The organism is Frondihabitans sp. 4ASC-45, assembly GCF_049472575.1.
Lineage (GTDB): Bacteria > Actinomycetota > Actinomycetes > Actinomycetales > Microbacteriaceae > Frondihabitans.
Genome location: NZ_JBCEBN010000006.1, coordinates 154,845 through 180,503 on the forward strand (window position 1 = coordinate 154,845; position 25,659 = coordinate 180,503).

At 69.1% G+C, this 25,659-nt stretch carries 22 protein-coding genes; 11 read left to right on the forward strand and 11 right to left on the reverse strand.

From position 1 onward, the window contains the following. Positions 1 to 24: 24 nt before the first annotated feature. The 3 genes from VH571_RS11125 to VH571_RS11135 are packed head-to-tail and all read right to left on the reverse strand — an operon-like array spanning position 25 to position 3,092. Entirely contained in the window at positions 25 to 555 is a 531-nt protein-coding gene (locus tag VH571_RS11125) for a DUF1697 domain-containing protein (protein WP_423264627.1), read from the reverse strand. Continuing rightward, positions 555 to 2,738, reverse strand: coding sequence for a S9 family peptidase (locus VH571_RS11130; RefSeq protein WP_423264628.1), 2,184 nt, complete (start codon positions 2,736 to 2,738; stop codon positions 555 to 557). The genes VH571_RS11125 and VH571_RS11130 overlap by 1 nt, the downstream gene beginning before the upstream one ends. Positions 2,739 to 2,747: 9 nt before the next feature. Next, on the reverse strand, positions 2,748 to 3,092 hold the full coding sequence (locus VH571_RS11135) for a hypothetical protein (protein ID WP_423264629.1): 345 nt from the start codon (positions 3,090 to 3,092) through the stop codon (positions 2,748 to 2,750). Positions 3,093 to 3,148: 56 nt separating this feature from the next. On the opposite strand from VH571_RS11135, the gene VH571_RS11140 reads away from it, so the two are divergent. Beyond that, entirely contained in the window at positions 3,149 to 3,664 is a 516-nt protein-coding gene (locus VH571_RS11140; RefSeq protein WP_423264630.1) for an 8-oxo-dGTP diphosphatase, read from the forward strand. Positions 3,665 to 3,787: 123 nt separating this feature from the next. After that, positions 3,788 to 4,093, forward strand: coding sequence for a hypothetical protein (locus tag VH571_RS11145; protein WP_423264631.1), 306 nt, complete (start codon positions 3,788 to 3,790; stop codon positions 4,091 to 4,093). Between the two features lie 421 nt (positions 4,094 to 4,514). Here VH571_RS11145 and VH571_RS11150 read toward each other — a convergent pair whose 3' ends face one another. The 3 genes from VH571_RS11150 to VH571_RS11160 form a co-directional block, all read right to left on the reverse strand. Continuing rightward, positions 4,515 to 4,766 (reverse strand): hypothetical protein, encoded by a 252-nt coding sequence (locus VH571_RS11150; protein ID WP_055962622.1) that lies wholly within the window; start codon positions 4,764 to 4,766, stop codon positions 4,515 to 4,517. A 4-nt stretch (positions 4,767 to 4,770) separates the two neighbouring features. Further along, the gene (locus VH571_RS11155) at positions 4,771 to 6,135 is read right to left on the reverse strand and encodes an ABC transporter permease (protein WP_423264632.1); all 1,365 of its coding nucleotides are present in this window, start codon (positions 6,133 to 6,135) and stop codon (positions 4,771 to 4,773) included. A 150-nt stretch (positions 6,136 to 6,285) separates the two neighbouring features. After that, positions 6,286 to 8,094, reverse strand: coding sequence for a cation:proton antiporter (locus tag VH571_RS11160; protein ID WP_423264633.1), 1,809 nt, complete (start codon positions 8,092 to 8,094; stop codon positions 6,286 to 6,288). A gap of 108 nt (positions 8,095 to 8,202) precedes the next feature. Here VH571_RS11160 and VH571_RS11165 point away from each other — a divergent pair, with 108 nt between their 5' ends. From VH571_RS11165 to VH571_RS11175, 3 genes are all read left to right on the forward strand, one after another. After that, the gene (locus tag VH571_RS11165) at positions 8,203 to 9,723 is read left to right on the forward strand and encodes a carboxylesterase/lipase family protein (protein ID WP_423264675.1); all 1,521 of its coding nucleotides are present in this window, start codon (positions 8,203 to 8,205) and stop codon (positions 9,721 to 9,723) included. Between the two features lie 82 nt (positions 9,724 to 9,805). Then, positions 9,806 to 11,056 carry an inorganic phosphate transporter gene (locus tag VH571_RS11170; RefSeq protein ID WP_084816190.1) on the forward strand — a complete coding sequence of 417 codons (1,251 nt, stop codon included), beginning with the start codon at positions 9,806 to 9,808 and terminating at the stop codon, positions 11,054 to 11,056. Next, positions 11,053 to 11,265 (forward strand): hypothetical protein, encoded by a 213-nt coding sequence (locus VH571_RS11175; protein ID WP_055962610.1) that lies wholly within the window; start codon positions 11,053 to 11,055, stop codon positions 11,263 to 11,265. Before VH571_RS11170 ends, VH571_RS11175 begins: the two co-directional genes overlap by 4 nt. Positions 11,266 to 11,275: 10 nt before the next feature. On the opposite strand, the gene VH571_RS11180 is transcribed toward VH571_RS11175, so the two are convergent. Next, on the reverse strand, positions 11,276 to 12,049 hold the full coding sequence (locus tag VH571_RS11180; protein ID WP_423264634.1) for a hypothetical protein: 774 nt from the start codon (positions 12,047 to 12,049) through the stop codon (positions 11,276 to 11,278). 9 nt (positions 12,050 to 12,058) lie between these two features. On the opposite strand from VH571_RS11180, the gene VH571_RS11185 reads away from it, so the two are divergent. Next, the gene (locus tag VH571_RS11185) at positions 12,059 to 12,979 is read left to right on the forward strand and encodes a diacylglycerol/lipid kinase family protein (RefSeq protein WP_423264635.1); all 921 of its coding nucleotides are present in this window, start codon (positions 12,059 to 12,061) and stop codon (positions 12,977 to 12,979) included. 16 nt (positions 12,980 to 12,995) lie between these two features. Here VH571_RS11185 and VH571_RS11190 read toward each other — a convergent pair whose 3' ends face one another. After that, positions 12,996 to 13,931 (reverse strand): phospholipase, encoded by a 936-nt coding sequence (locus VH571_RS11190; protein WP_423264636.1) that lies wholly within the window; start codon positions 13,929 to 13,931, stop codon positions 12,996 to 12,998. A gap of 448 nt (positions 13,932 to 14,379) precedes the next feature. Between VH571_RS11190 and VH571_RS11195 the strand changes: the two genes are divergently transcribed. After that, positions 14,380 to 15,900 carry an aspartate ammonia-lyase gene (locus VH571_RS11195; RefSeq protein ID WP_423264637.1) on the forward strand — a complete coding sequence of 507 codons (1,521 nt, stop codon included), beginning with the start codon at positions 14,380 to 14,382 and terminating at the stop codon, positions 15,898 to 15,900. A gap of 300 nt (positions 15,901 to 16,200) precedes the next feature. On the opposite strand, the gene VH571_RS11200 is transcribed toward VH571_RS11195, so the two are convergent. Next, positions 16,201 to 17,535 carry a YihY/virulence factor BrkB family protein gene (locus VH571_RS11200; protein WP_423264638.1) on the reverse strand — a complete coding sequence of 445 codons (1,335 nt, stop codon included), beginning with the start codon at positions 17,533 to 17,535 and terminating at the stop codon, positions 16,201 to 16,203. Positions 17,536 to 17,592: 57 nt separating this feature from the next. Between VH571_RS11200 and VH571_RS11205 the strand changes: the two genes are divergently transcribed. Beyond that, positions 17,593 to 18,879 carry a PrsW family intramembrane metalloprotease gene (locus VH571_RS11205; RefSeq protein WP_423264640.1) on the forward strand — a complete coding sequence of 429 codons (1,287 nt, stop codon included), beginning with the start codon at positions 17,593 to 17,595 and terminating at the stop codon, positions 18,877 to 18,879. Positions 18,880 to 19,208: 329 nt separating this feature from the next. Here the strand turns inward: VH571_RS11205 and VH571_RS11210 are convergent, their stop codons facing one another. Further along, entirely contained in the window at positions 19,209 to 20,546 is a 1,338-nt protein-coding gene (locus VH571_RS11210) for an MFS transporter (RefSeq protein WP_423264641.1), read from the reverse strand. Positions 20,547 to 20,780: 234 nt separating this feature from the next. Here VH571_RS11210 and VH571_RS11215 point away from each other — a divergent pair, with 234 nt between their 5' ends. From VH571_RS11215 to VH571_RS11225, 3 genes are all read left to right on the forward strand, one after another. Next, positions 20,781 to 21,155, forward strand: coding sequence for an FKBP-type peptidyl-prolyl cis-trans isomerase (locus VH571_RS11215; protein ID WP_055962579.1), 375 nt, complete (start codon positions 20,781 to 20,783; stop codon positions 21,153 to 21,155). Next, a complete protein-coding gene (locus VH571_RS11220) occupies positions 21,155 to 21,997 on the forward strand; it encodes an aldo/keto reductase (RefSeq protein WP_055962577.1) in 843 nt (280 codons plus the stop codon). Before VH571_RS11215 ends, VH571_RS11220 begins: the two co-directional genes overlap by 1 nt. A gap of 157 nt (positions 21,998 to 22,154) precedes the next feature. Next, positions 22,155 to 24,488 carry a UvrD-helicase domain-containing protein gene (locus VH571_RS11225; protein WP_423264676.1) on the forward strand — a complete coding sequence of 778 codons (2,334 nt, stop codon included), beginning with the start codon at positions 22,155 to 22,157 and terminating at the stop codon, positions 24,486 to 24,488. A 17-nt stretch (positions 24,489 to 24,505) separates the two neighbouring features. Here VH571_RS11225 and VH571_RS11230 read toward each other — a convergent pair whose 3' ends face one another. After that, positions 24,506 to 25,504 (reverse strand): glycoside hydrolase family 6 protein, encoded by a 999-nt coding sequence (locus VH571_RS11230; RefSeq protein WP_423264642.1) that lies wholly within the window; start codon positions 25,502 to 25,504, stop codon positions 24,506 to 24,508. Between the last annotated feature and the right edge of the window lie 155 nt (positions 25,505 to 25,659).

Sequence of the window (25,659 nt, forward strand, 5' to 3'; positions counted from 1 at the left end):
TTCTGAGGTCTCGACGAGCGCGGCTCAGGCGCGACCGTCGAGCAGCGCCACGATCTTCTCCACGGTGGCGTCGTTGCGAGCCGTCACGGCCACCCCGAGCGAACGCCACCAGGCGGCTGGCACCTTCGTCGCGAGCACGCCGTCCGGGAGCCACTGGTAGACGGCAGACGCGCTGACGACGAGCTCCTCGGGCGCCAGCTCGCTCGCAGCGGGACGCCCGACCGAGACGTCGATCACCCCGGCCGGAAACGACACCGCGATCCGATTGCCGGGCCGGCCCTCGGCGCGCAACGGGTTCGCCTCGGCGACCGCGCGGAACGCCCTGGCCGACACGACCATCAGCTCGCAGTCGACACCGGTGGCCTCTCGCACACCCCGTCGGAGAAGCGCAGGATCCGGGTCTCCCGCAGCCCGAAAAACCACATTCCCGCTGTTCAGGAGTGTCGCGACCTCCGCATGCCCCGCATCGACGAACACCTGGCGCAGGGCCGCCATCGGCACGCGCTTCGCGGTGCCGACGTTGATGCCCCGGAGGAGGGCGACCCAGTCGGGCATCAGCTCCCCGACGAGGCGGACGCGGCAGACACCGCCGCGTCAGTGGCAGACACGTCGCCCGCCAGTCCCAGCACCTCGAGCAGCCACGCGATCTCGAACGCCCGCTCGCGCCACGACTCGTACCGCCCCGAGACGCCGCCGTGCCCGGCCTGCATCTCGATCTTCATCGACGCGGGCGCTCCTGCGTCGCGCAGTCGCGCGACCCACTTCGCGGGCTCCACATAGAGCACGCGGGTGTCGTTGAGGCTCGTCACCGCCAGGATCTTCGGGTAGCCGGAGGCATCGTCGGCGACGTTCTCGTAGGGCGTGTACGTCGCCATGTAGTCGTAGACCTCGGGGTCGTGGAGCGGGTCGCCCCATTCGTCCCACTCGATCACGGTCAGCGGCAGGTCGGGGTCGAGGATCGACGTCAGGGCGTCGACGAAAGGAACAGCGGCGAGGATCGCGGCGAAGCGGCCCGGCGCCAGGTTCGCCACCGCGCCCATGAGCAGGCCGCCGGCGCTTCCGCCCTCGGCGACGAGCTGGGCCGGTGTGGTCCGCCCCTCGGCGATGAGGTGGTCGGCGACCGCGACGAAGTCGGTGAAGGTGTTGCGCTTGGTCAGCGTCTTGCCGTTCTCGTACCATTCGCGACCCATCTCGCCGCCACCGCGCACGTGCGCGACTGCGAACACGACGCCGCGGTCGAGCAGCGACAGGCGCGCGACGCTGAAGGCGGGGTCGATGCTGTGCTCGTACGAGCCGTAGCCGTAGAGATGCACCGGCGACGGAGTGCCGAGCGTCACCGCATCGCGCTTCCACACCAGCGAGATCGGCACGCGGGTGCCGTCGACGGCTGTCGCCCACTCGCGGCTCTGCTCGTAGTCGTCGGCGTCGTAGTCGCCGAGCACCACCTGCTGCTTCAGGATCCGACGCTCGCCCGTCGCGACCTCGAGGTCGGCGATCGTCGTCGGGGTGACGAACGACGACAGGACGTAGCGCGCGGTCGCCTGGGTGAACTCCGGGTTGCCCGCCCAACCGGCCGTGAAGAGGGCCTCGTCGAATTCGAGCACCTCCAGGGCACCGAATCCGCTGTTATCGCCCGGGAGCGGCACGATGCCGATCTGGGAGAGTCCGTCGGCGCGGAAGTCGATCAGGAGGTGACCGGCGAAGGCGTCGACCGATTCGAGCCGACGATCGGCCCGGTGGGGGAGCACCACGCGGCGGTCGGTCGTCGAGGCGGGGTCGTCGGCCGGAACGTCGACCAGCTCGAAGCCGACTGCGCCCTCGTTGTGCAAGACGAGCAGTCGGTCGCTGCCGTCGACGATGGCGTGGTCGACCTCGTACTCGATTCCCTCGCGGCGCGGCCACACGACGCGGAACTCGCCGGTCGGGTCGGAGGCGTCGAGGATCCACGTCTCGCTCGTGATCTTCGAGCCCGCCTCGATCACCAGGTACTGACGGCTGCGGGTCAGGCCGATGCCGATCCAGTAGCGGTCGTCGGTCTCGTGGAAGATGCTGACGTCGTCGCCGGTGCTGCCGACCTCGTGGCGCCAGATCGTGTCGGGCCGCCACGACTCGTCGACCGTCGGGTAGAAGAGATAGCGGCCCGACGCGTCGAAAGTGGCGCCGGGTGCGGTCTCGCGGATCTCGTCTCGAAGGTCGGTTCCGGTGACGAGGTCGCGGATCCTGAGGGTGTAGCGCTCGTCGCCCTCGAGATCGACACCGAACGCGAGGAGGCGGCCGTCGGGGGAGACGTCGAAGCTGCCGAGCGAGAAGAAGTCGTGGCCCTCGGCCTCGATGTTGCCGTCGAAGATGACCTGCTCACCTTCGGCCGGAACCCCGGCTTCGATCGTGGGCGGGGTCCAGTCGTCGGGCCCGTCGATCGGCAGCCGGCACTGGATGCCGTACTGCTTGCCCTCGGCCGTGCGTGAGTAGTACCAGTACGACCCCTCGCGGGTGGCGACACCGAGGTCGGTCTCTTGCACGCGCCCCTTAATCTCGTCGAAGATCGTCTGTCGGAGCCCCTCCAGGTGTCGCGTCGTCAACTCGGTGAACGCGTTCTCGGCCTCGAGGTGCGCGATGACCTCGGGGCTTTCTTTCTCGCGGAGCCACTCGTAGTCGTCGACGAAGTCGCGGCCGTGGTGACTGCGTGTGACGGGCTTCTTCGGTGCGCGGGGGGCTTCGGGCAGATCAGCAATGGCCATGCGACAAGCCTAGTGACGGGGTGCTGTCTCGAGTCTGTAGGAGAGCGACCAGACGGCACGGCTGAGCGGGGGATGCCACAGGGCGATCTCGCGCAGAAACTCCAATTCGGCGTCGAGCCCGAGCCCGGTCGGGGATCCTGATCCGGCATGCCCGAACGCATCGGCCCGGAGCGAGATCACGACGTGCTCGTCGACGCTCGGCAGGTCGGGGATGACCTCCCACGGGTCTTCTCCCTGTCGGCAGCGGAGCTCGATCAGAGTCGCCAGCTCGTCGTGGGCCTCGGCACGGAGTACCTCGAGGCTGCGCCCCGCCCCGGCGAATCGGGGACGCTCGGGGGTGCTGCCCTCAGCCATCGATGCGGACGTCTCTCTCGACCATCCGTCGATGCTACGCCTGGCACGATGGGTGGATGACTGCCGCCACCCAGGTGCCCGACGACCTCCTCCGCGTCTGCGTCGCCTACCTCTGCCGCGAGGTCGGCGGGCGTCGTCAGGTTCTCCTCGGTCGCAAGAAGCGCGGCCTCGGCAAGGGTCTCTTCGTCGGCCTCGGCGGCAAGTTCGAGGCGGGGGAGACCGAGCTCGACGCGATCGTCCGTGAGATCGAGGAGGAGTCGGGCGTCATCGTCGAGAAGAGCGACCTCGATCGACGCGGAGACCTGCGCTATCTCTTTCCGCACCGACCGACCTGGAGTCAGCGTTCGACGGTCTTCGTCGCGACGCGCTGGACCGGTGATCCGTCCCCCAGTGACGAGCTCGACCCCGAGTGGTTCGACGTGTCCGATCTGCCTCTCGATCAGATGTGGGACGACGCTCGCCGGTGGCTCCCCGAAGTGCTCGATGGGGGACACGTCTCGCGCGAGTTCGTCTTCGGCCCCGACCTGGCAACTGTCTCTACGCACCGCCCGATTCGGTTCGGACCCGCGTAAGTTGAGGGTTGTTCCCCCGAATGGGTGCCACCTTGAAAGGGGGACGCGCCCGATCTGATCAGTCAGTAGATTCGGTGTATTGCCACCCGTCGGGTGACAAATCAGCACAGCTGAGGGAGCATCATGACCGTTTTCGATAGCCGGGTGACACGCCGTGTCCGCCGTCCGGGCGACAACCGCCGTACCCCTCAGAACAACAACGGCGACTCTCGCCCCGTCGGCTGGGTAGCAGCCCTCGTGTGGCCCGCCGTCTGGACTGCCGTCATCGCCGGAGCCCTCCTGGGTGCCGAAGGGCGCCTCATCTTCTGGGCGGGAGTCGCGGGCGTGCTTGCGATGTTCGCCCGTCAGGCCGTCAAGGTCGCCGCGCGCAACGTCCGCGGTGCCAACCTCATCATCGACAGCGCCCCCTACCCCGAGCGCGACGTCTGACTTTTCCGGCATCTTTGTAGGCATCCGGAGGTTTTCGCTCCCCGGCCCATGCTCAATTGAGAGCGATTTGGCGACCGACTCACACCAGTTACTGCCGTGTGGGGTCTGGTAGTCGCGATCGCTCGCATATTGGCGACGAGGATCCGCGGATCCTGGCCGATTTGCTCGACTCGCGAGCGCACTTCTCCGCGATCGGCAGGGCTCGGCCCCGAGGGCGGGTATCTCCTCGATCGTGATCGCCGCCGTCGGCGTCGTGGTCATTTTGCGAGCGATTTGCAGTCCGAGTCACACGAGCTGCTGCCGTGCGGGTCGTTCAGCCGGGATCGCTCTCAAATTGGCGGCCAGCCCCGACCGCCGAGCCCCGAGCCCCGAGCCCCGACCGCCGAGCCCCGACCGCCGAGCCCCGTCCAGACAGTGACAGCTACCCGTTGAGCGGAGTGTCGACGTCGCGCGAGCCGTCGGCCGTGGCGTGCATCACCGGGCGCACGAAAAAGTCGATAATGCCGAAGAGCACGGCGCCCATGAAGGCGAAGATCGCGTAGCTGTCGAAATGGCGCGCTGTGTCTCCGCCGCGGGAGGCGAGCACGATCGACAATACGTAGAGCACGACAGCGCCCACGATGAACAGGACGACGAGCCCCAAGAAGAGGCGGTGGAGCTGAAGGCGAGTCACCGCTTCAGGATACGCCGCCGCCCGACGAGCCCCCGTCGCCGGTGGGTGGAGCGGGCGGTTCGCGCCGAGCGCCGGCGGGCACCTGCACGGGCCGCGTGCGGGGCGCCTCGGCCTCGAGCCCCGTGACAGACCCGAGGAAAGGGTCGGACGTCGATGGGTCGTCGAACCCGTGAGCGGAATCGAAGTCGTCGGGGCCCCGGAAGTCGGCGCGTTCGTCGACCGGAATGGTCGCGATGGTGCCGGTATCGCTGCGCGACAGGCCGTGGCGGGCCAGCACCTCGTCGCGTTCACTGATCAAGAACTCGCGGTTCGCCGCCTGAGCGTCTTGGAACATCGTGGTGCTCCCCGTCAGGATGGCGCGGATGCGCCGTCGCTCCCAGAACTGCTTTCCGGTGATCATCAGGACGACGCCGCCGACGGCGTACGCCGCCATCATCGTGAGCCCGCGGCCGAACCCGGGCCCGACGTCGTAGAGCTCGCGCTTGAGCATCTCGGTGATGCCGGAGCCGACGACCACGTGATTGAGCCAGGCGAACGGCTGCGGCATGAACCACGACGGGTAGGCCGCACCCGACGAGGGCATCGACAAGAAGATGAACACGACCATCGCGGGCAGCGCGATGAACCGGCCCGCGAAGTAGCTGAAGCCGTTGACCGCGAGGCCGATCGCGACGATCCAGCCCCAGCCGATGAGGAAGAGCATGCCGAAGTGCCCGTGGACTGCGCCGATGACGGGCCCCGCGAGCGTGTTGGTGATCGCCGAGATCAGCACACCGCCGCTCAGAATGACGACGACGCGAGTGCGGTGGCGGAGCGGAGCGCCCATGAGACCGATGAACATCGCGACCATGTAGCCGCCGATGCACCACGAGAGCATGAGGTAGAGCGAGACCGTGCCGTATTCGTCCCACCCCGGAAGCGGCGCGAGGTCGGTCGAGGTGACGGTGATGCCCTGGGCTGTGAAGATCGGCTCGAGTGTCGCCGGAATGAGCGCGGCGACCTGGTACTGGTGGGCGGTGGCGCGATAGACGGTGTCGGTCGACCCATCGAACGCGATGGCGACATGACCATGGAGGACGGCCTGCCGGGCGCTGTCGAGTGACGCGTACGTCTGCAGGTCGAGTACGCCGGGAAGCGCCTTCTCGATGGCGGCCCGAAGCCCGGCCGGAGCATCGACGAGGGCGACCGGCACCTCGTGCGGGTGTGGCGCGTGAAAGGCGGCCACGTAGCAGAGGCAGAACATCACGATGAAGAAGAGAGGGAGCCACAGTTGCAGCCCGATCAACTGGAGCGACGGATGCAAGGATCCGTACCACCGTCGAAAGGCCGACGGGCCGCGAAGCGCCAGGCTGGTTGCACGATTAGCCACTGATCCGCCTCTCTGAGTGCCTCCGACCACGATAACCCCGACCGCCGACACCCGCCGCGGCCATCCACAGGCGACCCGGCGTGACGCCGTCGACCTCGTTGACGACGCCTACGACCTCGCGGACGACGCCTACGACCTCGCGGACGACGCCTACGACCTCGTGCGCGACACCGCCGACGTGTCCATGGCGAGCTCTTCGGCGTCGAGTCCGAGCAGCACTCGGCGCATGACCTCCTCGTCGAGGTTGCCGTTGTCTCGCTCGCGCAGCACGACCTCGCGCCGTTTCTGCAGCAGCTCCCGCCGGATACTGGCGAGGGCGCGGGCGTTATTGCGGGCGGGTCGGGCCAGCGTCGGATCGGGCGTGATGTCGGGGATCACGACGTGCGGTGTGGATCGCATGTCGGCCCCGCGCTCGGGCGAAGCGGGCTCGATCGACTCGGCCGCGGGATCCTGCTCGTCCGATTCGGCGTCGCTGTCTTCGCGGAGGCCCTGCCGAAAGGCGGCGTCCTGCCGCTGCAGGCGCTCCTTCAAGATGGTGATGCCCCGGTCGATCGACTCGTCGCCCCACTCTTTGGCCCAGGCGTCGCGTCGGGTGTCAAGGTAGTCGACGGCCTCCTGAGTGCTGTTGGAGACCAGCTTGAGCTCGGCCTGGACGTCGCGTTCGGCCTGCGTGAGGTCTTGAACACCGAGTCGGCGGATCACCCAGGGCAGGGTGAGCCCCTGCAGCAGCAGTGTGCCCACGGTCACGACGAACGCGATGAGGAACATCACGTCACGGGCGGGCACCTCGACACGGCTCTCGGTGATGACGGGGATCGAGACGGCCGCCGCGAGGGTCACCACGCCGCGCATGCCTGTCCACGAGAGCACGAGCAGCTGCTGCCACGACAGCTTCGGATCTCGCCTCCCCCAGATCATGCGCCGGACGCGGGCTCGTCGGAACCGCCGGAAGCGCGCGTGCACGATCAACTTGATGCCGCGCGACCAGTAGTAGGTGACGAAGATGAAGATGGGTCTCGCCACGATCACCACCCCGAGCACGATGAAGGCGACTCCCACGCTCTGGCCCAGACTGCGGCCGCTCTCGGTGACGTCGGTCACGACCGTGCTGAGCTGCAGTCCGATCAGCGCGAAGACGAAGCCCTCGAGTGTGACGTCGGCCGCGGCCCAGATGGGTCGCTCTTGGAGACGCGAGGCGTAGCCCGATTTCGGCGAGTTGTAGCCCACGTAGAGCCCGGCGGCGACGACCGCGAGCACGCCGGAGCCCTGCAACTGCTCTGCCGAGATGTAGGCGAGGAACGGCAGGATCAGGCCGATCACGATCTCGACCACCGGGTCTTTGACGTGCATGCGGAGGTAGTGGGCGACGATGCCGAGCACGAGGCCGACCGCGACGCCGACGCCGATCGCCAGCCCGAAGATGCCGAGGTCTTGCCAGATGGTGAGCGCCGCGCCGCCGACGATGGCGAGGAACACCTTGACCAGGGTGAGCGAGGCGGCGTCGTTGATGAGGCTCTCGCCCGAGATGACGGCCATCATCTTGCGGGGCAGGCCGAGCTTGCGGCCGATCGAGGCGGCTGAGACGGCGTCGGGCGGGGCGACGACGGCCCCCACGAGGATCGCCGCGGGCAGAGTCATGTCGGGGATCAGCACGTAGGCGATCCAGCCGACGACGAGCGCGGTCACGATGACCAGGAAGATGCCGAGACGGCGGATCTGCACGAGACTCTGGCGGAAGTTCTGGAACGACACGTCGAGCGAAGCCGAGTAGAGGAGCGGGGGAAGGATGATCGTCAGGATCACCTCGGAGTCGATCTCGATGTCCGGAAGCCCGGGGATGAACGAGACGAGTAGTGCGACGGCGACCACGAGCAGGGGAGCGGGCAGACCGCGCCAGCGCGCGAACGCCGTGATCGTCAGAGACCCCGCGAGGATGAGAAGGAGTTCGAGAAGTTCCACGTGGGTTCCGTCCATCGTGCAGTGAGCGCAGGAGTTCCATTCTGCCAGGTGGCACCCAGGCTCCGCCTGTGCTCGGGGTTCATCCGGGTTTCGTAGCATGCGGGGGTGATGCGAAGGCGGACGACCTCAGGCGAGGTGCTCGGTGTGGCCGAGCGCGGAATCAGGGCGTGGCGGGGAATCCCGTACGCGGCGGCACCCGTGGGCTCCCTGCGGTACCGGGCCCCGTCGGATCCTCCGCCCTGGCGCGGCGTGCGGAACGCGCGGCACTTCGGGCCGGCGTGCCCGCAGGATCGCGACCGGTTCGTGGGAATCGACGCGACGACCCCGCAAGACGAAGACTGCCTGTCGATCAACGTGATCGCCCCCGAAGGATCCGAGGCGGGCGCCTCCCTGCCCGTCCTGGTGTTCATCCACGGTGGCGCGTATGCCGTGGGATCGTCGCGCGAGTTTCCGCGGCAGGGCGAGCAGCTCGTGCGCGAGGGCGGAATCGTCTACGTCTCGTTCAACTACCGGCTCGGCGGATTCGGCTACGTCGATCTCACGGCCTGGTCGACCGAGGAGCGACCGATCGACTCCAACCTCGGGCTCCGCGACCAGGTGAAGGCCCTCGAGTGGGTCCGCGACAACATCCGCGAGTTCGGGGGAGACCCCGATCGCGTGACGATCTCGGGTGAATCGTCGGGCGGAAACGCGGTGACGACGCTCATGACGGTGCCGAGCGCGAAGGGTCTCTTCGCCGGAGCCATCGCCCAGTCGTCGCCGACCAACGCCATCTACCCCCGCCAAGTGACCGAGAAGTGGGCGGGCGAGCTGCTCGAGCTGCTCAGCCGCGAGGTGCGCGACGACGACCTCGAGTCGACCTCGCACGAAGACGCGGTCGCCCTGCTCGAGAAGGCCGGCGCGCACCACATCGTCCGGGCGACGTCGAAGCTGTTCCTCCGGGCTCCCGACGATCAGCCCGGCTCGATCTTCCTGTCGCCCGTGATCGACGGCGACTTCTTGCCCGAGCGCCCCCTCGACGCTTTCAAGGCCGGGCGTGCGCACCCGGTGCCGTTGATCATCGGCACCAACGACCGAGAGGGCTCGGTCTTCACGGGGCGGCGCGACATCCTGGCGACGACACCGCTCAGGATCCGCGCGATCTTTGCCAACACGACCAAGAAGGCGCGCAAGGCCATCACCAAGCAGTACCCGGGCCTGCCGGCGCGGCGTCCCGCCCTCGACTTCGGGGGCGACTTCTCGTTCTGGTTCCCGTCGGTGAAGGTGGCGGAGAGGCACGCCCGGTTCGCCCGCGTCTACTTCTACCGTTTCGACGCGGCGCCCCGGATCCTGCGTCTCGCGGGGGTTGACGCGTTCCACGGTCTGGAGTTGTGGGCGCTCTTCGGTCGGATGAACTCGGCCTTTGGCGCGGCGATGAGCCTGCTCGGGGGCCGGCGGGCCTTCCTCGCGACGGCGGCCCGGATGCGGCGGCGGTGGCTGGAGTTCGTCGTCACGGGAGGGGTCGCCGACTGGCCGTCGTACGACCCGTTCCGCAGGCGGACGCTGATCATCGACCGCGTCGATCGGGTGGAGTTCGACCCGCGCGGAGAGCGGCGGCGCGTGTGGCAGGACTTCGTGCCGCATATCTGACGGCGACGCCCGTCGGGCGGTTGTTCACACGCCGTCCACCGCGCGTTTGCAATCCGTTCAGCCGACTGGAAGAGTCAGGCCGGTGGATCTCACCCTCATAGTCGTTCTGGTCATTCTTCTGGCCGTCTTCTTCGACTTCACGAACGGCTTTCACGACACCGCCAATGCCATGGCGACACCGATCGCGACCGGGGCGATGCGGCCCAGGGTCGCCGTAACGGTGGCCGCCCTGTTGAACCTGGTGGGTGCCTTCCTCTCGACCGAGGTCGCGAAGACCATCTCGGGCGGCATCATCCGCGAGGGCCCGGGCGGTGTCGAGATCACCCCGACGATGATCTTCGCCGGCCTCATCGGCGCCGTGATCTGGAACATGATCACCTGGCTGCGCGGTCTGCCGTCGTCGTCGTCGCACGCGCTCTTCGGTGGCCTGATCGGCGCGGCACTCGTCGGTGCGGGCACCAACTCGGTCGACTTCGGAGTCGTGCTGTCGAAGGTCGTCCTCCCGGCGCTGCTCGCACCCCTCGTCGCCGGGCTCGTCGGCTTCCTCGCCACCCGCCTCGCGTACCGGATCACCCGTCGCCCGGTTGGCAAGAACCAGCGCGGCGGATTCCGCGTCGGGCAGATCTTCACCTCGTCGCTCGTGGCGCTGGCTCACGGCACCAACGACGCCCAGAAGACGATGGGCGTGATCACCCTCGCTCTGATCGCGGGCGGGTTCCTCGGCTCGGGCGCGAACCCACCGTTCTGGGTGATCCTCGTCTGCGCTCTGGCCATCGCGCTCGGCACCTACACCGGAGGCTGGCGAATCATCCAGACCATGGGCGGCGGTCTCACCGACATCAAGGCGACCCAGGGCTTCTCGGCCGAAGCATCGACCGCGGCCACCGTGCTCGCCTCCAGTCACCTCGGCTTCGCGCTCTCGACGACGCAGGTGTCGTCGGGCTCGATCATCGGTGCCGGCCTCGGCCGTCGCGGCTCGACGATCCAGTGGGGCACCGCGGGCAAGATCGTCATCGCCTGGTTCATCACGCTTCCCGCCGCCGGGCTCGTCGGCGCAGCGTGCGAGCTCATCGCCCGTATCGGCGTCGTCGGGCTCGTCATCGACGCGGTGCTCGGGGCAGGGGTCATCGTCGGCATCTTCGTCGCCTCGCGCCGCAAACCGCACGAGCAGTCCAACGCCCTCGAGGTCGACGTCGCCATGAACTCCGTCTTGACGCGGAGCGAGCGCCGCAGCCTGCTCAAGAAACGCGGTGACGAGCTCCTCGCTGAGCGACGCCGTATGAGCGACGAGTCGTCGCTGTTCGAACTGGGTGCCGAGGAGGAAGTCCGATGATCAACTGGGGAGCATTTCTGCTGGTGGCCCTTGTCTCGCTGGTCTCGGCGGGTGCGCTGGTGACGATCTATGCGTCCGGGCTGCGACTGCTGGCCGTCGACGGGCGGCCTCGTGCCGCGGTCGTCGGTGCCTACGCCTGCTTCACCGTGTGCGCGCTCGGTGTGCTGTTCGGCATCTACCTCATCGTCCCGGCGCTGCACGCGAGCTGACCGCTCCGGGTCAGTCGACCTGCACGGCGATCGCGCCACCGTTCGCGAGCATCTCGAACCGTCGGCCGGGCAGCGTCGAGACCAGCACCACGCGGTCGACCAGGGCCCGCTGCTTCGGCACGCACGAGACGGCGTCGCCGACGTTGTCGTATGTCGCCACGAAGCACACCTGGGCCGAGTCGACGCCGTACCCGACCCAGAGCCGCCAGCGGTCTGCGGTGGCCGACAACGAGGGATCCTCGTCGTAGATCACGCGGCTCGACCCCAGATCGACCTCGCCTCGAATCGCCACGGGCAGAGCGTCGGTCGGCACCTCGGCGCGGTCGAGCGCCCTCGACAGCACCGACGGCAGGGGCGAGGTCGGCGAAGGATCCGACGGGGACGGCTTCGTCTCGACACTCGCCTGATTCGCGTCGGTCACGCCGTGGATCGTCGCGGCGAGGGCGATCGCTGCGGCGAGCGCGACCCCGGCCACGAGCCACGCGCGGCGTTTCGGTCGGGCCGGCTCGGCCTCCTCCGGTGCGTCGGGTGCCGGGGGAGTAGGGTCTGCTGCGCTCGCGGGTGACGGTGAGGCGGCCTCGCGCTGCCGTCGTTGCTCGGCGTCGTACTCGCGCAGGGCCGCGGCGGCCTCGGCGGCGACCTGTGGGTCCGCGCCGGGGGCGAACGCGAGTTCGGTGAGGGCCAGGCGGCGGCGGTCGGGATCCTCGGCGGAGCCTTCCTGCTCGGCGGTCATGGCGTGATCGTACCGCCGGAGGGCCGACCCGAGCCGCCGGGGTTCTGCCATGATCGGTCTATGCCGACGTCGCCGTGCCTTCGCATCCTGGTCGCGATCAATCCGTCGGCCTCGTTCGGCAGACATCGTCCCGTCGGCCCCGCCGTGACCGCGGCACTGGAGAAGGCCGGGCACGACGTCGTCCCGCTCCAGCGCGAATCGCAGGAGGCTCTCGAGACGGCGGTTCGATCCGAGCTCGAGACCACGACGGTCGACGCGCTCGTCGTGGTCGGCGGCGACGGGATGGTCAGCTTCGGTGTGGGGCTCGTCGCCGAGACGGGTGTGCCTCTCGGCCTGGTGCCCTCGGGGACGGGCAACGACATGGCGCGGGCGCTCGGGCTGCCCTTCGACGACCCCGCCCGCGCGATCGAGAGACTGGTCGAGTTGCTTCGCGAGGCGCCGCGCCCCGTCGATCTGCTACGGGTGACGCGCGACGGCGCCGAGCCCACCTGGGTGGCCGGGGGAGTCTCGGCCGGTTTCGACGCCTTCGTCAACGAGCGGGCCAATAGGATCCGACGCCCCCGCGGCCGGGCACGGTACGACCTCGCGCTCGTGCTGGAGCTTCTGCGGTTGCGGCAGGTCGAGTACGACGTCGTCGTCGACGGGGTCGCCTCCCGCGTCGCCGGCACGCTCGTCTCCGTCGGCAACGCCCGCTCGGTCGGGGGCGGCATCACTCTCTTGCCCGACGCCGTGATCGACGACGGTCTCCTCGACGTGCTGATCGTCGAGCGGCTGTCGCGCGTCGGGTTCTTGCGCTTGTTCCCGCGGGTCGCGAAGGGCACGCACGGCGACGACCCCCGGGTGCGGTTGTCACGGGCCCGGCGGGTGTCGATCGCGGCGCGTGACGTCGTGGCGTATGGCGACGGGGAGCGGATCGGCGCCCTGCCGGTGACGATCGAGGTCGTGCCGGCTGCTCTGCGCGTCTTCGCTCCCGCGCCTTAGCCCCTCTCAAGACGATTCAGTACCAGTTATTGGCCTGCGAGTGAGCCCAGGCAGCACAAGGCGTCCCGTACGACGCCGAGATGTAGCCGAGCCCCCAGATCACCTGGGTGGTGGCGTTGGTCGCCCAGTCCGACGACACGCTGGCCATCTTGCTGCCGGGGAGCGCCTGCGGGATCCCGGTGGCACCGGAGGCGTTGTACGCCTGGTAGTTCCACCCCGACTCCTTGGTCCAGAGCGACACGAGGCAGGAGAACTGGTCGGAGCCCCACCCGTACTGGCTCGACATGAGTGCTTGGGCGGTTGCTTTCGCCCCGGCCGGGGTGTTCTCGGCGGCTTGGCGGACGGCGTCGGCCTTGTCCTGTTTCGCCTTCGCTGCGGCCGCCTGCGCCGCCTTTCGAGCGGCGGCGGCCTTGGCGGCCGCCCGCTTCTCGACCTTCTCCGTCGCGGTCGTGACGTCGGCGGCGGCATCCTGCGTGGCGTCGGCCCGGGCGAGCACCGTGTCGGCGTCGAGCTTCTGATAACCGGCGAGCGACGCGAGCGACGTCTTGAGCTCGGACGCGTTGACTTTGCCGCTCGCCTCGGCTGCGGCGTGTTTGCCGGAGGCCAGTGCGATGGTGGCGACGGTGTTCGCGGTGGACCGGCTCACGGCCGACCCCGCGTGCACCGAGACGCGGTCACCCGACGAGTCGGTGACGGTGAAGTCGGACTTCGCGGTCGCCGTCTGACCGGGAGCGACGACGTCCAGGGCCGTGGTGAGGGCGCTCGGCGTGCCCGCGGCGGTCGGCAGGCCGAAGGCGGATCCTGATGCCACTCCCGTGACGAGGCCGGTGCAGAGCACGGCGGCGGTCGCGACGGTTCCGGTGAGGCCGGCGAGACGGATGCGGCGAACTCGGCGGCGCTTGGCCCCGAGGGAGTGTCGGGTTTCGGGCAGGGGTGTGGTGCTGACGGGCAAATCGGTCCAATGGCTCGACCGGCTCTCGCCATCTCGACGAAGGCAGGGCGACGTCGGGCTCTGCGGCGCGGCGGGGGGACGGGCGGCAGGGCCGTGCCCTCTCGGCTCGAGCTGCGGCTCGGTGCACGGGTCGGGCGGATGGCGGTCCGGTGACGGAATGCTCGCCCGGCGTCGAATCGGATCGGCCGCGGGCGAAGCGGCGAGTATGCGGACCATTTCTGGGGTAGTCCGCCGAAACGCCTGGAAGAACCCTCTGTCCACCCATGCATGCGCATAGACCATCGCGTGAGATTCGGCCCCGCCAATTCGAGAGCGATCCTGCCCCGCAGTCACACCAGTTACTGCCGCACGGGGTGTGCTCCGCCGGATCGCTCTCAAATTGGCGGCCGGGCCCGACTAGCCTCAGTTCAACCCTCGACGAAACCGACGCGAAAGCTAGGCTTGGCGCATGACCGACGACGACGTCCGAGTAGCCACCAGCGAGCCCACCATGCGACGTGAGACCGACTCGCTCGGCTCGCGCGACGTGCCGACCGATGCCTACTGGGGCATCCACACGCTGCGTGCGGTCGAGAACTTCCCGGTCGCGAACCGGCCGATCTCGGTGTACCCGGAGCTGGTCGTGGCGCTCGCGGTCGTCAAGCAGGCGGCGGCCCGCGCCAACGTCGAGATCGGCGTGCTCGACCCCGTCAAAGCCCGCGCCATCGAGCAGGCCTGCGACGAGATCCGCGGCGGAGCACTGCACGACGAGTTCCGCGTCGGTGTGATGCAGGGCGGTGCGGGCACCAGCACCAACATGAACAGCAACGAGGTCATCGCGAACCGTGCCCTCGAGATCCTGGGGCACGCGCGCGGCGAGTACGAATTCCTGCACCCGATCGACGACGTCAACCGCAGCCAGTCGACCAACGACACGTACCCGACCGCGATCAAGCTCGCGATGATCCTCGCCCTCGGCCCGTTCGTCGACGAGCTGGGCCGGACGGCCGACGCCTTCGCGGCCAAGGGCACCGAGTTCCGCAACGTGCTCAAGGTCGGCCGCACGCAGCTGCAAGACGCCGTGCCGATGACCCTCGGCCAAGAGTTCACCGGCTTCGCGCACACCCTCGGCGAAGACCAGGAGCGCCTCCGCGACACCCTGCCGCTTCTCGCCGAGATCAACCTCGGCGCGACGGCCATCGGCACCGGCATCACCGCCGACCCGAAGTACGCCGAGGCGGTGCGTCGCCACCTTTCCGAGCTGACGGGCATCGAGATGGTCACGGCCCCCGACCTGATCGAGGCCACCAGCGACGCGGGCGTCTACATGACCGTGTCGGGAGCGCTCAAGCGGAGCGCGATCAAGCTGTCGAAAATCTGCAACGACCTGCGGCTCCTGTCGTCCGGGCCTCAGGCCGGCCTCGGAGAGATCACGCTCCCACCACGTCAGGCCGGATCCTCGATCATGCCCGGCAAGGTCAACCCCGTGATCCCCGAGGTCGTCAACCAGGTGGCCTTCGCGGTCGCCGGCGCCGACGTGACGGTCACGATGGCGGCCGAGGCCGGTCAACTCCAGCTCAACGCGTTCGAGCCCGTCATTGCCAACTCGATCCTGCAGAGCGTCTCGTGGCTCTCTCGGGCCTGCCGCACGCTGCGCGTCAACTGCATCGACGGGATCCAGGCCAACACGTCGCGGCTGGCACAGCAGGTCGAGACCAACATCGGCGTCGTCACGGCCCTCACCCCGTACATCGGCTACGCGGCTGCGGCGTCGATCGCGCACACGGCCCTCGCCACCGAGACGCCGATCGCGACCCTCGTGGTCGCCGCCGGACTGATGACGGCCGAGCAGGTCGAGCACGTCCTGTCGCCCGCGCGCCTGTCGGGTCTCGAGGCGATCACGTCGTCGATCCCGGTCGTCACCGCCGAGCAGATCACGAAGCACCTGGCGTCGCTCGATGCGGCTCACGCCGACGAGACAACGGGCTGATCCTCCCTTTTCTTCACCTCTGGGCCGCGAGACTCCAGTAATGGCCTATGTCGAGCTGCCCGCATGGGCAACTTCTGGAGTCTCGCCGCGCCAGCGCCCAGCGGGCGGGAGAGAAGGATCCTGCATCTCGTCTCCCGGCACGGCGCGGCGGTGGCCGCAGCGCCGGACGACCGAGGCACGGCGCGACCGGGCCGCAGCGCCGGATGGCCGAGGCTTGTCCGAGGTCCGGCGCGGCGGCTCTCGTTGCGCACGAAGGATCCAGTCGAGGCCCGGCGCCGCGGCCACCGCCGCGCCCAAAAGTTACTGCCCCGCGCGGTCGTCCTCGTCGCTGAGCCCCGGCCGCGCACTGCCCGACATCGTCTGGAATCGCGGCCGAATGTGCGGCTGCCCGTGCTCGTCGAGGGTCGGCTCGCCGTAGAGGCGGACGGCCTTGAGGCGCATCGTCCGGCCGTCGACGAGGTCGAGCGACTGGTGCCGTGCGAGGGCGAGGTTGCGTTTGCTGTCGCGCAGAGGCAGCGGGATCAGCCCTTCCGCCTCGACGCCCGATTGCAGGTAGCGAACCCGGATGATCTGCGAGTCGAGTTCGCCGCCGAGCACCAGCACGAAGTTCGAGATGAAGGCGTAGACCAGCACCACGACGGCTCCGCCGAGGAACCCGTACACCCGGTCGTAGTTCGAGAACGTCGTGACGTAGATCGCGAAGCCGACCGTTGCCAGGGCCCAGCCGCCGATCGCGAACAGGGCACCGTACGACACCCAGCGCACGCGGGGGTGCTTCACGTTGGGCGAGAAGTAGTAGAGCAGCGCGATGGTGAGCACCACGATGCCGACCAGCACCGGCCATTTGAGGTAGTTCCAGAGCAGCACGAGCAGCCCCCCGAACCGGAACTGCGCCCCGATGGCTTCGGCGATCGACGGGGTGATGAGCAAGATCGCGGCGATCGCGGCGAACAGCACCATCATCACGGCCGACAGCAGCAGCATCTCGAGCCGGAACTTCGCGAACCGGCGCCCCTCTTGCACGCCGTAGATCATGTTCAGCGCGCGACCGAAGGCCGACGCGTAGCCGGAGAGCGACCAGAGCGTCAAGAAGAGCCCAACCCCGAGCGACACCCCCGGCACCGAGAGGCTCAGCAGCGAGATCAACGGCGGTCGGAGGGCGTCCGCGGCCGACTGGCCAATGCCGAGCCGGGCGATGTTCAGGATGTCATCGACCGCGTCGCCGTCGCTCTGCCCGAGGGCCACCGCCGATACGACGCTGAGCGCACCCGGGAAGATGGCGAGGGTCGAGAAGAAGGCGAGGGCGGCGCCGGCGTCGACCGTCCGGTGCCGGAGGAACCCGTGGTAGGTGCGCCGGAGCGCATACCGCCACGGAATGGGATCCTTCGCCCCGACCACGAGCCACTTCTGCCAGCCGACGACGAAGGGTGCGGCTGTCGCGTGGCCGATGGGCCGGAGGATCGGCCAGGTGAGTCGGGCCACGACGAGCGCCACGGCACGCGCGAGACGGCCGATTGCGCGCAGCACGGCCCAGATCGGCGACCAGATCGCGACGAGGATCCGAGACACCCGGTTCCCGAGACGAAGCGCGCCCTCTCGAGAGGGTTGCGCCGGTCGCAGCGCTCGTCCCGTCATTGCCTCAGGATACCGGGGCCGGGTGTCGGTGTCGGAGGCCGCGGGTACTCTCGACCCATGACCTGGGGGAACAGCCCGCATCCGCCGCCCGCCCTCCGACGGAGGAGCCCCGCGACGAGCTTCGCCGCGCTCGCGGTCGGGTTCGTCGTGATCGCCTGCTTCGCGGCGGCGGTCGTCGTCTACTTCGTGTCCGTGCTGCCCACCGAGGTGCTCACGATCGGCATTCTCTTGGCCGTCGTCCCGCTCGTCATCGTCCTGTTCGGTATCTGGCTGGTCGACCGATGGGAGCCCGAGCCCCGGGTGGCCCTGATCTTCGCCTTCTTCTGGGGTGCCGGCGTCTCGGTCGGGGCCGCCCTCCTCTTCGACTTCGCCGTCCAGACCGTGCAGAGTGCGCTCGGTGCCTCCGGCGAGAGCGAGACAGCCGACATCGTCGGCGCCGTGGTCCAGGCGCCCGTCGTCGAAGAGACGGCGAAGGGCGTCGGGGTACTTCTCGTGCTCTGGATCTTCCGCCGCACCTTCGACGGCCCGATCGACGGCATCGTCTACGCGGCGACCGTCGCCGCGGGGTTCGCGTTCGTCGAGAACATCCAGTACTTCTCGGTGCAGGTCGTCCACCAGGCGTTCGGCGGCGAGAGCGTGGCCGGTGTCTTTCTCGTGCGGGCGCTTATGGCGCCGTTCGGGCACATCATCTACACCGCGTGCGTCGGCTTCGCGCTCGGGGTGGCCTCGCGGCGCACCGGGCCTCTCGGCGCCCTCGGGTATTTCGCGGTGGGGCTCGTGCCGGCGATGTTGCTCCACGCCCTGTGGAACGGCGCACTCGTCGTCGTCGGCGACCGGTTCCTCGCCTATTACGTGCTGGTTCAGGTGCCGATCTTCGTGGCGTGTGTCGTGCTCGTGGTCGTACTCCGCTACCTCGAGCGACGCGTGACGAGGTTGCGTCTCGCCGACTACGCGGGCGCGGGCTGGTTCGACCAGACCGAGGTGGCGATGCTCTCGTCGGGAGCATCACGACGCCGCGCCCAACGATGGGCGAAATACAACGGGCTCGGGCCGGTCATGGCCGGGTTCATCTCCGATGCGACGCGGCTGGCGTCGACGCGCCAGAAGATCGTGTCGATGCGGCACTCGGCGGCGGGAAGGGCGGCCGCTCAAAGCGACGAGCAGGAATTGCTCGCGGCGATTGCCTCGGCCCGGCCGTACCTGCAGGCACCGGGTGTCGCGGCCGCGGGCGGTCCGGGGATGGGCGGGCCAGGAATGGGCCAGTGGGCGAGCCGTCCGTCGGGCATGCCGGCGTGGGCCGAGCCGAACCCGGGTGCCGGGCGCTCGGGCGTCGACCCCGGCTAGGGGCTGCCGGATCCTGCGGGTGCTGGCCCGGCCGCTAGTCAAGCGACGCGTTTCGGCCAATCCGTCGTGGCTCGCCGCGTCACTTCGGCCGATCAGCGTCGCATTGCCCGACCTCGCGCGAATCGGCTGATGTCACACCGCCGCGGCGCGCGACCTCGGCCGATCCCCGTCGCCTCGCCGCACCGGTCCACGCCCGCCTCCGAATTTGAAGGAGAAACTGCAGCGCCGGCACGCGTCCATGCCGATCGGGCGGGGTCGGGGTGACGGATCTCCTTCAAATTTGCAAGCAGCCCGACCGACCTCGGCACACCAGACCACGGCGCACGCCACTACGGCGTCGGGTTCAGCGAGTCGTACCGGCGGAACGACGGCTGCACCCGCGCGAGCAGCCCGATCAGCGCGATGATGAGCGCGCCTCCGAGCAGCGGCGGCCACACCGTTCCGGCCAGCGCCAGCAGCCCGACGAAGAGGTCGCCGAGGCGCGGCCCGCCGGTCACCACGACGATGAAGATGCCCTGCAGGCGTCCTCGCATCGCGTCGGGCGCCGCCGACTGCAAGATGGTCGACCGGAAGATCGACGAGACGTTGTCGGCCGCGCCCGCACCGGCGAGGGCGAGCGCCGCGAACGCGATGGCACCGAGGTTCGCCGACCAGAAGTCGTCGGTGAGCCCGCCGGTTCCGTGCTCGCCGCCGAGTTGTGCGACGAGGAGGACGACCCCGAATGCGAGGATGCACGCCCCGTACGCGGTGATGGCCCAGTTCACCGCGGATCCTTGTCGCCGCACCTGCCCGAGCCGCCCCGAGAAGACGCTGCAGACGAGCGCCCCGACCGCGTACGACGCCGTGAGCACGCCGACAGTGACCGCTCCGCCCCCGATGAGGATGGCGCCCACCACCGGGTAGAGCACTCGCGGTTGCCCGAACGTCATGGCGATGATGTCGACGATGAAGGTCATGCGGATGTTGGGGGAGCGGCGCAAGAACCGGATGCCGAACAGGAGCGATTCGAGCCCTGGTCGCTGGGTCGCCCCCTCGGGTCGGATCGCAGGCAGGGCGAGGATCCCGAGGAACGCCGTCGTGAAGAGCACCACGTCGACCGTGTAGGTGAGCGGGAAACCGACGGAGGCGACGAGGATCCCGGCCAGCGCCGGTCCGAGTGTCAGTTGCACGCCGGTGCCGATGCCGTTCAGCGCCGACGCCGCGGGCAGCAGGCGTGCGGGGAGGAGCCGAGGCACGATGGCGGCCCGCGACGTGCCGATCACCGTGGCCGCGACGGCGTCGACCGTGGTGAGCGCGTAGAGCAGGGCGACGTTGTCGAGACCGAGCCAGGCGTGCAGGGCGATGCATCCTGTCGTGACCCAGGCGACGACGGCGGCGATGATGGCGACGATCCGGCGGTCGAAGGCGTCGGCGAGCATGCCGCCGTAGAGGCCGGCGATGATCATCGGCACGAGAGAGATGACGCCCACCAGCGCGACGGCGAAGGTCGACTTGGTGATGTCGTAGATCTCGAGACCGACGGCGACGAGGGTGAGCTGCGCCCCGATGCCGGAGATGGAGGAGCCGATCCAGAGCCGTGCGAATGCCGGGCTCTCGCGGAGCGGGCTCAGGTCGACGAAGAGGCGCTTGCGGGCGGGGGCCTCGGCCCCGGGGGCGTGATTGGACAAGGCTCTAGTCTGCCCGTTAACGCACCGGTTTGCAGACCGTGCAAGAACCGGCGTAGCCTGCATGCGTTCGCATTGATGACTCGATTCTCGGTGTGAACGGCATCACCGGTTTGTCGATGGGCTGCCCACTCGATTCCTTCGCAGGGAGGACGCGAGCGAGCAGCCCATCGCGCTCCCACGGGGTTCATCACCGGCATGCGACGCCCCACCGGGCTCTCATGCTTGACTGGGGGCATGACTCACGACGCATCTACCAAGCCCGAAATCGACGCTCCCGAGGGCCCGGCTCCCGCGCAGCTCGAGATCACCGACATCACCGTCGGCGACGGAGCCGAGGCCCAGTCCGGCTCGACCGTCAACGTCCACTACGTGGGCGTCGAGTACGACTCCGGCGAAGAGTTCGACTCCTCGTGGGGTCGCGGCGAATCCATCAACTTCCCCCTCGCGGCACTCGTGCGCGGCTGGCAGGAGGGCATCCCCGGCATGAAGGTGGGCGGCCGTCGCAAGCTCGTCCTGCCCCCGCACCTCGCCTACGGCCCCGCCGGCAGCGGCCACCAGCTCAGCGGCAAGACCCTGATCTTCATCATCGACCTCCTGGGCGTGAGCTGATGGCCGAGCCCATCAGCGTCCCCACCACCCCGCTGAACGACGGGACGGCCTTCCCGAAGGTCGGCCTCGGCACGTACAAGCTGAACGGCGCCGAGGGCACCGACGCGGTGAAGTCGGCGCTCGAGACCGGGTACCGGATCCTCGACACCGCTCTCAACTACGAGAACGAAGACGCCGTGGGTCGCGCCGTGCGCGAGACCGACGTGCCGCGCGACGAGATCATCGTCACGTCGAAGCTGCCCGGTCGTCACCACGGTTACGACGAGACGCTCGCGAGCTTTGAGGAGACCCGCACGAACCTCGGGCTCGACCACGTCGACCTGTATCTGATCCACTGGCCGCTGCCGCGCATCGACAAGTACGTCGAGTCGTTCCGGGCCTTCAAGAAGCTGCAGGACGACGGGCTCATCACCTCGATCGGAGTCTCGAACTTCACCGAGGCCCACCTGCGCCGGGTCATCGACGAGGTCGGCGTGGTTCCCGCGGTCAACCAGGTCGAGTTGCACCCGTACTTCCCGCAGGCGGCCCTTCGCGCAGTCCACACTGAGCTCGGCATCGTGACCGAGAGCTGGAGCCCCATCGGCAAGCAGTCCGAACTGCTGACCGAGCAGGTCATCGTCGACATCGCGGCCGCCCACGGCGTCACCCCGACCCAGGTCGTGGTGCGCTGGCACGTGCAGCTCGGCGCCGTGCCGCTGCCGAAGTCGGCCGACACCGGGCGTCAGCGCGAGAACCTCGACGTCTTCGGCTTCGAGCTGAGTGACGACGAGGTGGTGCGCATCTCCGGCCTCGAGCGCGGACGCCTCTGGGACGGCGACCCCGAGACGCACGAGGAGTTCTAGCTCCCACTGCGACTCAGACCCGCACGACCGGTGAGAACACCCCTCCAAGGGGAGCGTTCACACCGGTCGTGCGGGTCTTCGCGGTTAAACGGGGTGTCCGGAGGGCCCGGTCACGGGTGGGTAGAATTAAGGCCGACTTTTCCCGAGGAGTGCACGCCTGTTGCCATCTGAACTCGACCGCGAACGCGACTACGTGTCGACGCTCTACGAACGCCTCGACCTGCTTAAAGCGGAAGCGCGAGAACGACTGGTCGCCACCCGCCGCGACATGGTCGGTGGCAATCATCAGAGCCGAAGCGAGCGCGACGCGTATGCGCGGCTCTACGAAGACACCCTCGCCCAGCTGAGCGAGGTCGACGACCGGCTCGCGTTCGGGCGCCTCGAGCTCGAGCAGCCCGACGAGACGACGAGCCCCTTGCGTAAGGGCGACCGCCCCGACAACACCGTCAGCAGTGGCAGCACTGACGGCCCCGACGGCACTGACGTCACTGACGGCAGCGATGGCGGCGGCAGTACCGGCGCTTACCGCTACATCGGCCGGGTCGGGCTCCGCGACACCGAGCATCACCCGATCCTCCTCGACTGGCGTGTTCCGGGTGCGAGCGCCTTCTACCAGGCGACCGCCGCGACCCCGATGGGCGCCCGCGCTCGCCGGCACCTGACGCTCGAGGGGCGCACGGTCACCCGTATCGAAGACGAGGTCTTCGACCCGACCCTGCTCGATCGCGGCGACGCGCAGCTGCAGGGCGAGGGCGCGCTGATGGCCGCCCTGACGGCGCAGCGCACCGGGCGCATGACCGACATCGTCGCGACGATCCAGGGCGAACAGGATCGCATCATCCGCTCCGGCCTCGACGGAGTCCTCGTGGTCCAGGGTGGGCCGGGCACCGGTAAGACGGCTGTCGCCCTGCACCGGGCCGCGTTCCTGCTCTACTCGCACCGCGAGCGCCTCCGCGGTTCCGGGGTGCTCGTCGTCGGCCCGAGCCGGTCGTTCCTCCGCTACATCGAGCAGGTGCTGCCGTCACTCGGCGAGTCCGGCGTCGTGCTGTCCAGCCTCGGCGGCCTCTATCCCGGCGTCGAGGCGACGGTCGACGATGCACCCGACGTCGCCGCAGCCAAGGGGTCGGCTCGCATGGCCGACCTGCTGAAGCGTGCCGTCCGCTCGCGGCAGATCGTTCCGACCGAGCCCGCCGTGGTCGACATCGACGGTGAGCGGATGACGGTGCAGCCGCAGCTGGTGGCCGAGGCGATGCGTCGTGCTCAGGAGCGCGGCAAGCCGCACAACGAGGGTCGCGTCACGTTCAACAAGCACGCGCTCGCCGCCCTGTCGAAGCAGCTCGTCGCCCAGCTCAAGGCCCGCGGCACGACGATCGACGACTCCGACGAACTCGTGCTCCGCGACGACATCCGCCAGTCGTACGACGTGCGCGTGCTCCTCAACACGGCCTGGTTGCCGCTGACGCCGCAGAAGCTCCTCGACGACCTCTACGCCCGGCCCAACTGGCTCGCCTCGCTGACCCCCCAGTGGACCCCCGAGCAGCGGGCGCTCCTCCGGCGACCCCGCGGCGAGGCGCTGACGATCAGCGACGTTCCGCTGCTCGACGAGGCCGCCGAGCTGCTCGGCGAATTCGACGCGGTGGTCGACGCCGAGAAGCGCGCCCGCAAGCAGCAGCAGAAGCGCGACATCGAGAACGCCGAGCGCGCGATCGAGAACATGCAGGTCGAGGGGATGGTCACGGCGTCCGACATCGCGGGCAACTTCGCCGAGCGGGCCGCCTCCATGACGACCGCCGAGCGGGCGGGCGGCGACCGCACCTGGGCCTTCGGTCACGTCGTGGTCGACGAGGCGCAAGAGCTCTCGCCCATGCAGTGGCGCCTCCTCGCCCGTCGCTGCCCACTGCGGTCGTTCACCGTCGTGGGCGACATCGCCCAGGCGTCGTCGCCGGCATCCGCCGATTCGTGGGAGCGCGCCCTTCAGAGCCTCCTCGGCCGCCGCCGCCGCGAGGGCGCCTGGCGTCTCGAAGAGCTCACCGTCAACTACCGCACCCCGAGCCAGATCGTCGAGTACGCCGAGGGCGTCGCCCGGGCGAGCGGACTGGCGATCACCCCGAGCCGGTCGGTGCGCGCCAGCGAGTGGCCGGTCCGAGAGACGGCTTCGCAGGATCCTGCGGCAGCCACGCTCGAGGCCGTCGTCGTCGACCGCGACATCGACGATTCCGGCACCCTCGCCGTGATCGCCCCGCCCGAGCTCGTCACGACTCTCGTCGAGACGCTCGACGCCCGGTTCCCGGGCCAGGTCGCGCCCGGCACAGCCTCGCTCACCCGGCCCATCAGCGTGCTGAGCCCGGCGACGTCGAAGGGTCTCGAGTTCGATTCGGTCGTCGTGGTCTCGCCGTCTCGGATCCTTGCGCTGTCGTCGCGGGGCAATGCCTCGCTCTACGTGGCGATGACTCGGCCGACGCAGCGGCTGACCGTGGTCGACGTCCCCTAGAGAAGACGGCTCGGGGGCTACTTCGTCGCGGTGCGGTTCTTCACCAGGGCGAGGGCGTAGTCCTCCCACCAGGTGCCGGCGGTCGGCCCGCCGTTGCAGGTGCCGTCACTGGCGCCCGGCGTCTTGACCCACAGCAGGGCATCCACCTTCGTGGAACCGGATCCAACGCGCGGGTTCACGCCGAGGCCCGCGCCCGTGGCATTACACCAGGTGCCCTTCCAGCCGGTTCCGTTTCGCGACACGTCGATGACGAAGTGCGATCCGCCGGTGAGCTTCGACACCTTCGTGCCGTAGGCGCGTTCGTCGGCGGTGGGGTAGTAGTTCGAGACGTTGGTTGCGAAACCCCGGGCCTTGGCGATGCCGGCGGCTCGGAGGCGGGAAGCCATGACGGCTGGGTCGACCCAGTGCGAGTTGCCCGCGTCGAGGTAGGTGGTGACGCCGGCACCGGCGAGCGTCGACACCGCCGCCTTAATCAGCGGCACGCGGGTCTTCTCGACCGAGGGGCAGTTGCTGATCATCGCCAGCGCGTCCGGCTCGACGATCACGGCGGCGCGGTGCCCTTTCAGCGCTGCCGCGACGACCTTGTTCCACGGCCCGTACTGCGCCGCGGTGAGCCCACCCGCCGAATAGTCGCCGCAGTCGCGTTCGGGAATCGCATAGGTCACGAAGGTCGCCGTGCGGTGTTGCGCCTCCGCATTGGAGAGGGACTTCGCGATGACCGACTTGAGCTGGGCCGTGGTGTACCAGTCGCCGAGCCAGACCGCGACGGGCTGCGACGAGATCTGCGCGATGGCTCTCGCATCGGCGGTGCGCTTCGCCTTCTTCAGGTCGGCGACGACGGAAGCCGCCTTCGTGTCGGGCTGCGTCGCGAGACCGCCCGGAAAGAGCGTCTTCGGTTTCGCCTTCTGCACCTGCGCCACGGTCAGCACCTTCGCCGGCGCGGCGTGCACGTCCATCCCCTGCAGTAGGCCGACTCCGACGACGGCCGCGGCGCCCGTCATCGCGACGACGCGCACGATCCATCGAAGACGCTGGCCTGACTTCGCGATGAGACACCCCTGAAATCGGCCCCGCGAGCACCCCGTGCACTCGGCGTCGGCCGTCGTCCAAGTCCATCAGTCGGGCACGCAAACAACGAGCGCCCGTTCGGGGGAGGGAGTCACCCCAGTCC

Coding starts and splice junctions, on each gene's coding strand:
- VH571_RS11125 (WP_423264627.1), bottom strand. CDS start 555: ATGCCCGACTGGGTCGCCCTCCTCCGGGGCATCAACGTCGGCACCGCG.
- VH571_RS11130 (WP_423264628.1), bottom strand. CDS start 2,738: ATGGCCATTGCTGATCTGCCCGAAGCCCCCCGCGCACCGAAGAAGCCC.
- VH571_RS11135 (WP_423264629.1), bottom strand. CDS start 3,092: ATGGCTGAGGGCAGCACCCCCGAGCGTCCCCGATTCGCCGGGGCGGGG.
- VH571_RS11140 (WP_423264630.1), top strand. CDS start 3,149: ATGACTGCCGCCACCCAGGTGCCCGACGACCTCCTCCGCGTCTGCGTC.
- VH571_RS11145 (WP_423264631.1), top strand. CDS start 3,788: ATGACCGTTTTCGATAGCCGGGTGACACGCCGTGTCCGCCGTCCGGGC.
- VH571_RS11165 (WP_423264675.1), top strand. CDS start 8,203: ATGCGAAGGCGGACGACCTCAGGCGAGGTGCTCGGTGTGGCCGAGCGC.
- VH571_RS11175 (WP_055962610.1), top strand. CDS start 11,053: ATGATCAACTGGGGAGCATTTCTGCTGGTGGCCCTTGTCTCGCTGGTC.
- VH571_RS11180 (WP_423264634.1), bottom strand. CDS start 12,049: ATGGCAGAACCCCGGCGGCTCGGGTCGGCCCTCCGGCGGTACGATCAC.
- VH571_RS11185 (WP_423264635.1), top strand. CDS start 12,059: ATGCCGACGTCGCCGTGCCTTCGCATCCTGGTCGCGATCAATCCGTCG.
- VH571_RS11195 (WP_423264637.1), top strand. CDS start 14,380: ATGACCGACGACGACGTCCGAGTAGCCACCAGCGAGCCCACCATGCGA.
- VH571_RS11200 (WP_423264638.1), bottom strand. CDS start 17,535: ATGACGGGACGAGCGCTGCGACCGGCGCAACCCTCTCGAGAGGGCGCG.
- VH571_RS11205 (WP_423264640.1), top strand. CDS start 17,593: ATGACCTGGGGGAACAGCCCGCATCCGCCGCCCGCCCTCCGACGGAGG.
- VH571_RS11215 (WP_055962579.1), top strand. CDS start 20,781: ATGACTCACGACGCATCTACCAAGCCCGAAATCGACGCTCCCGAGGGC.
- VH571_RS11220 (WP_055962577.1), top strand. CDS start 21,155: ATGGCCGAGCCCATCAGCGTCCCCACCACCCCGCTGAACGACGGGACG.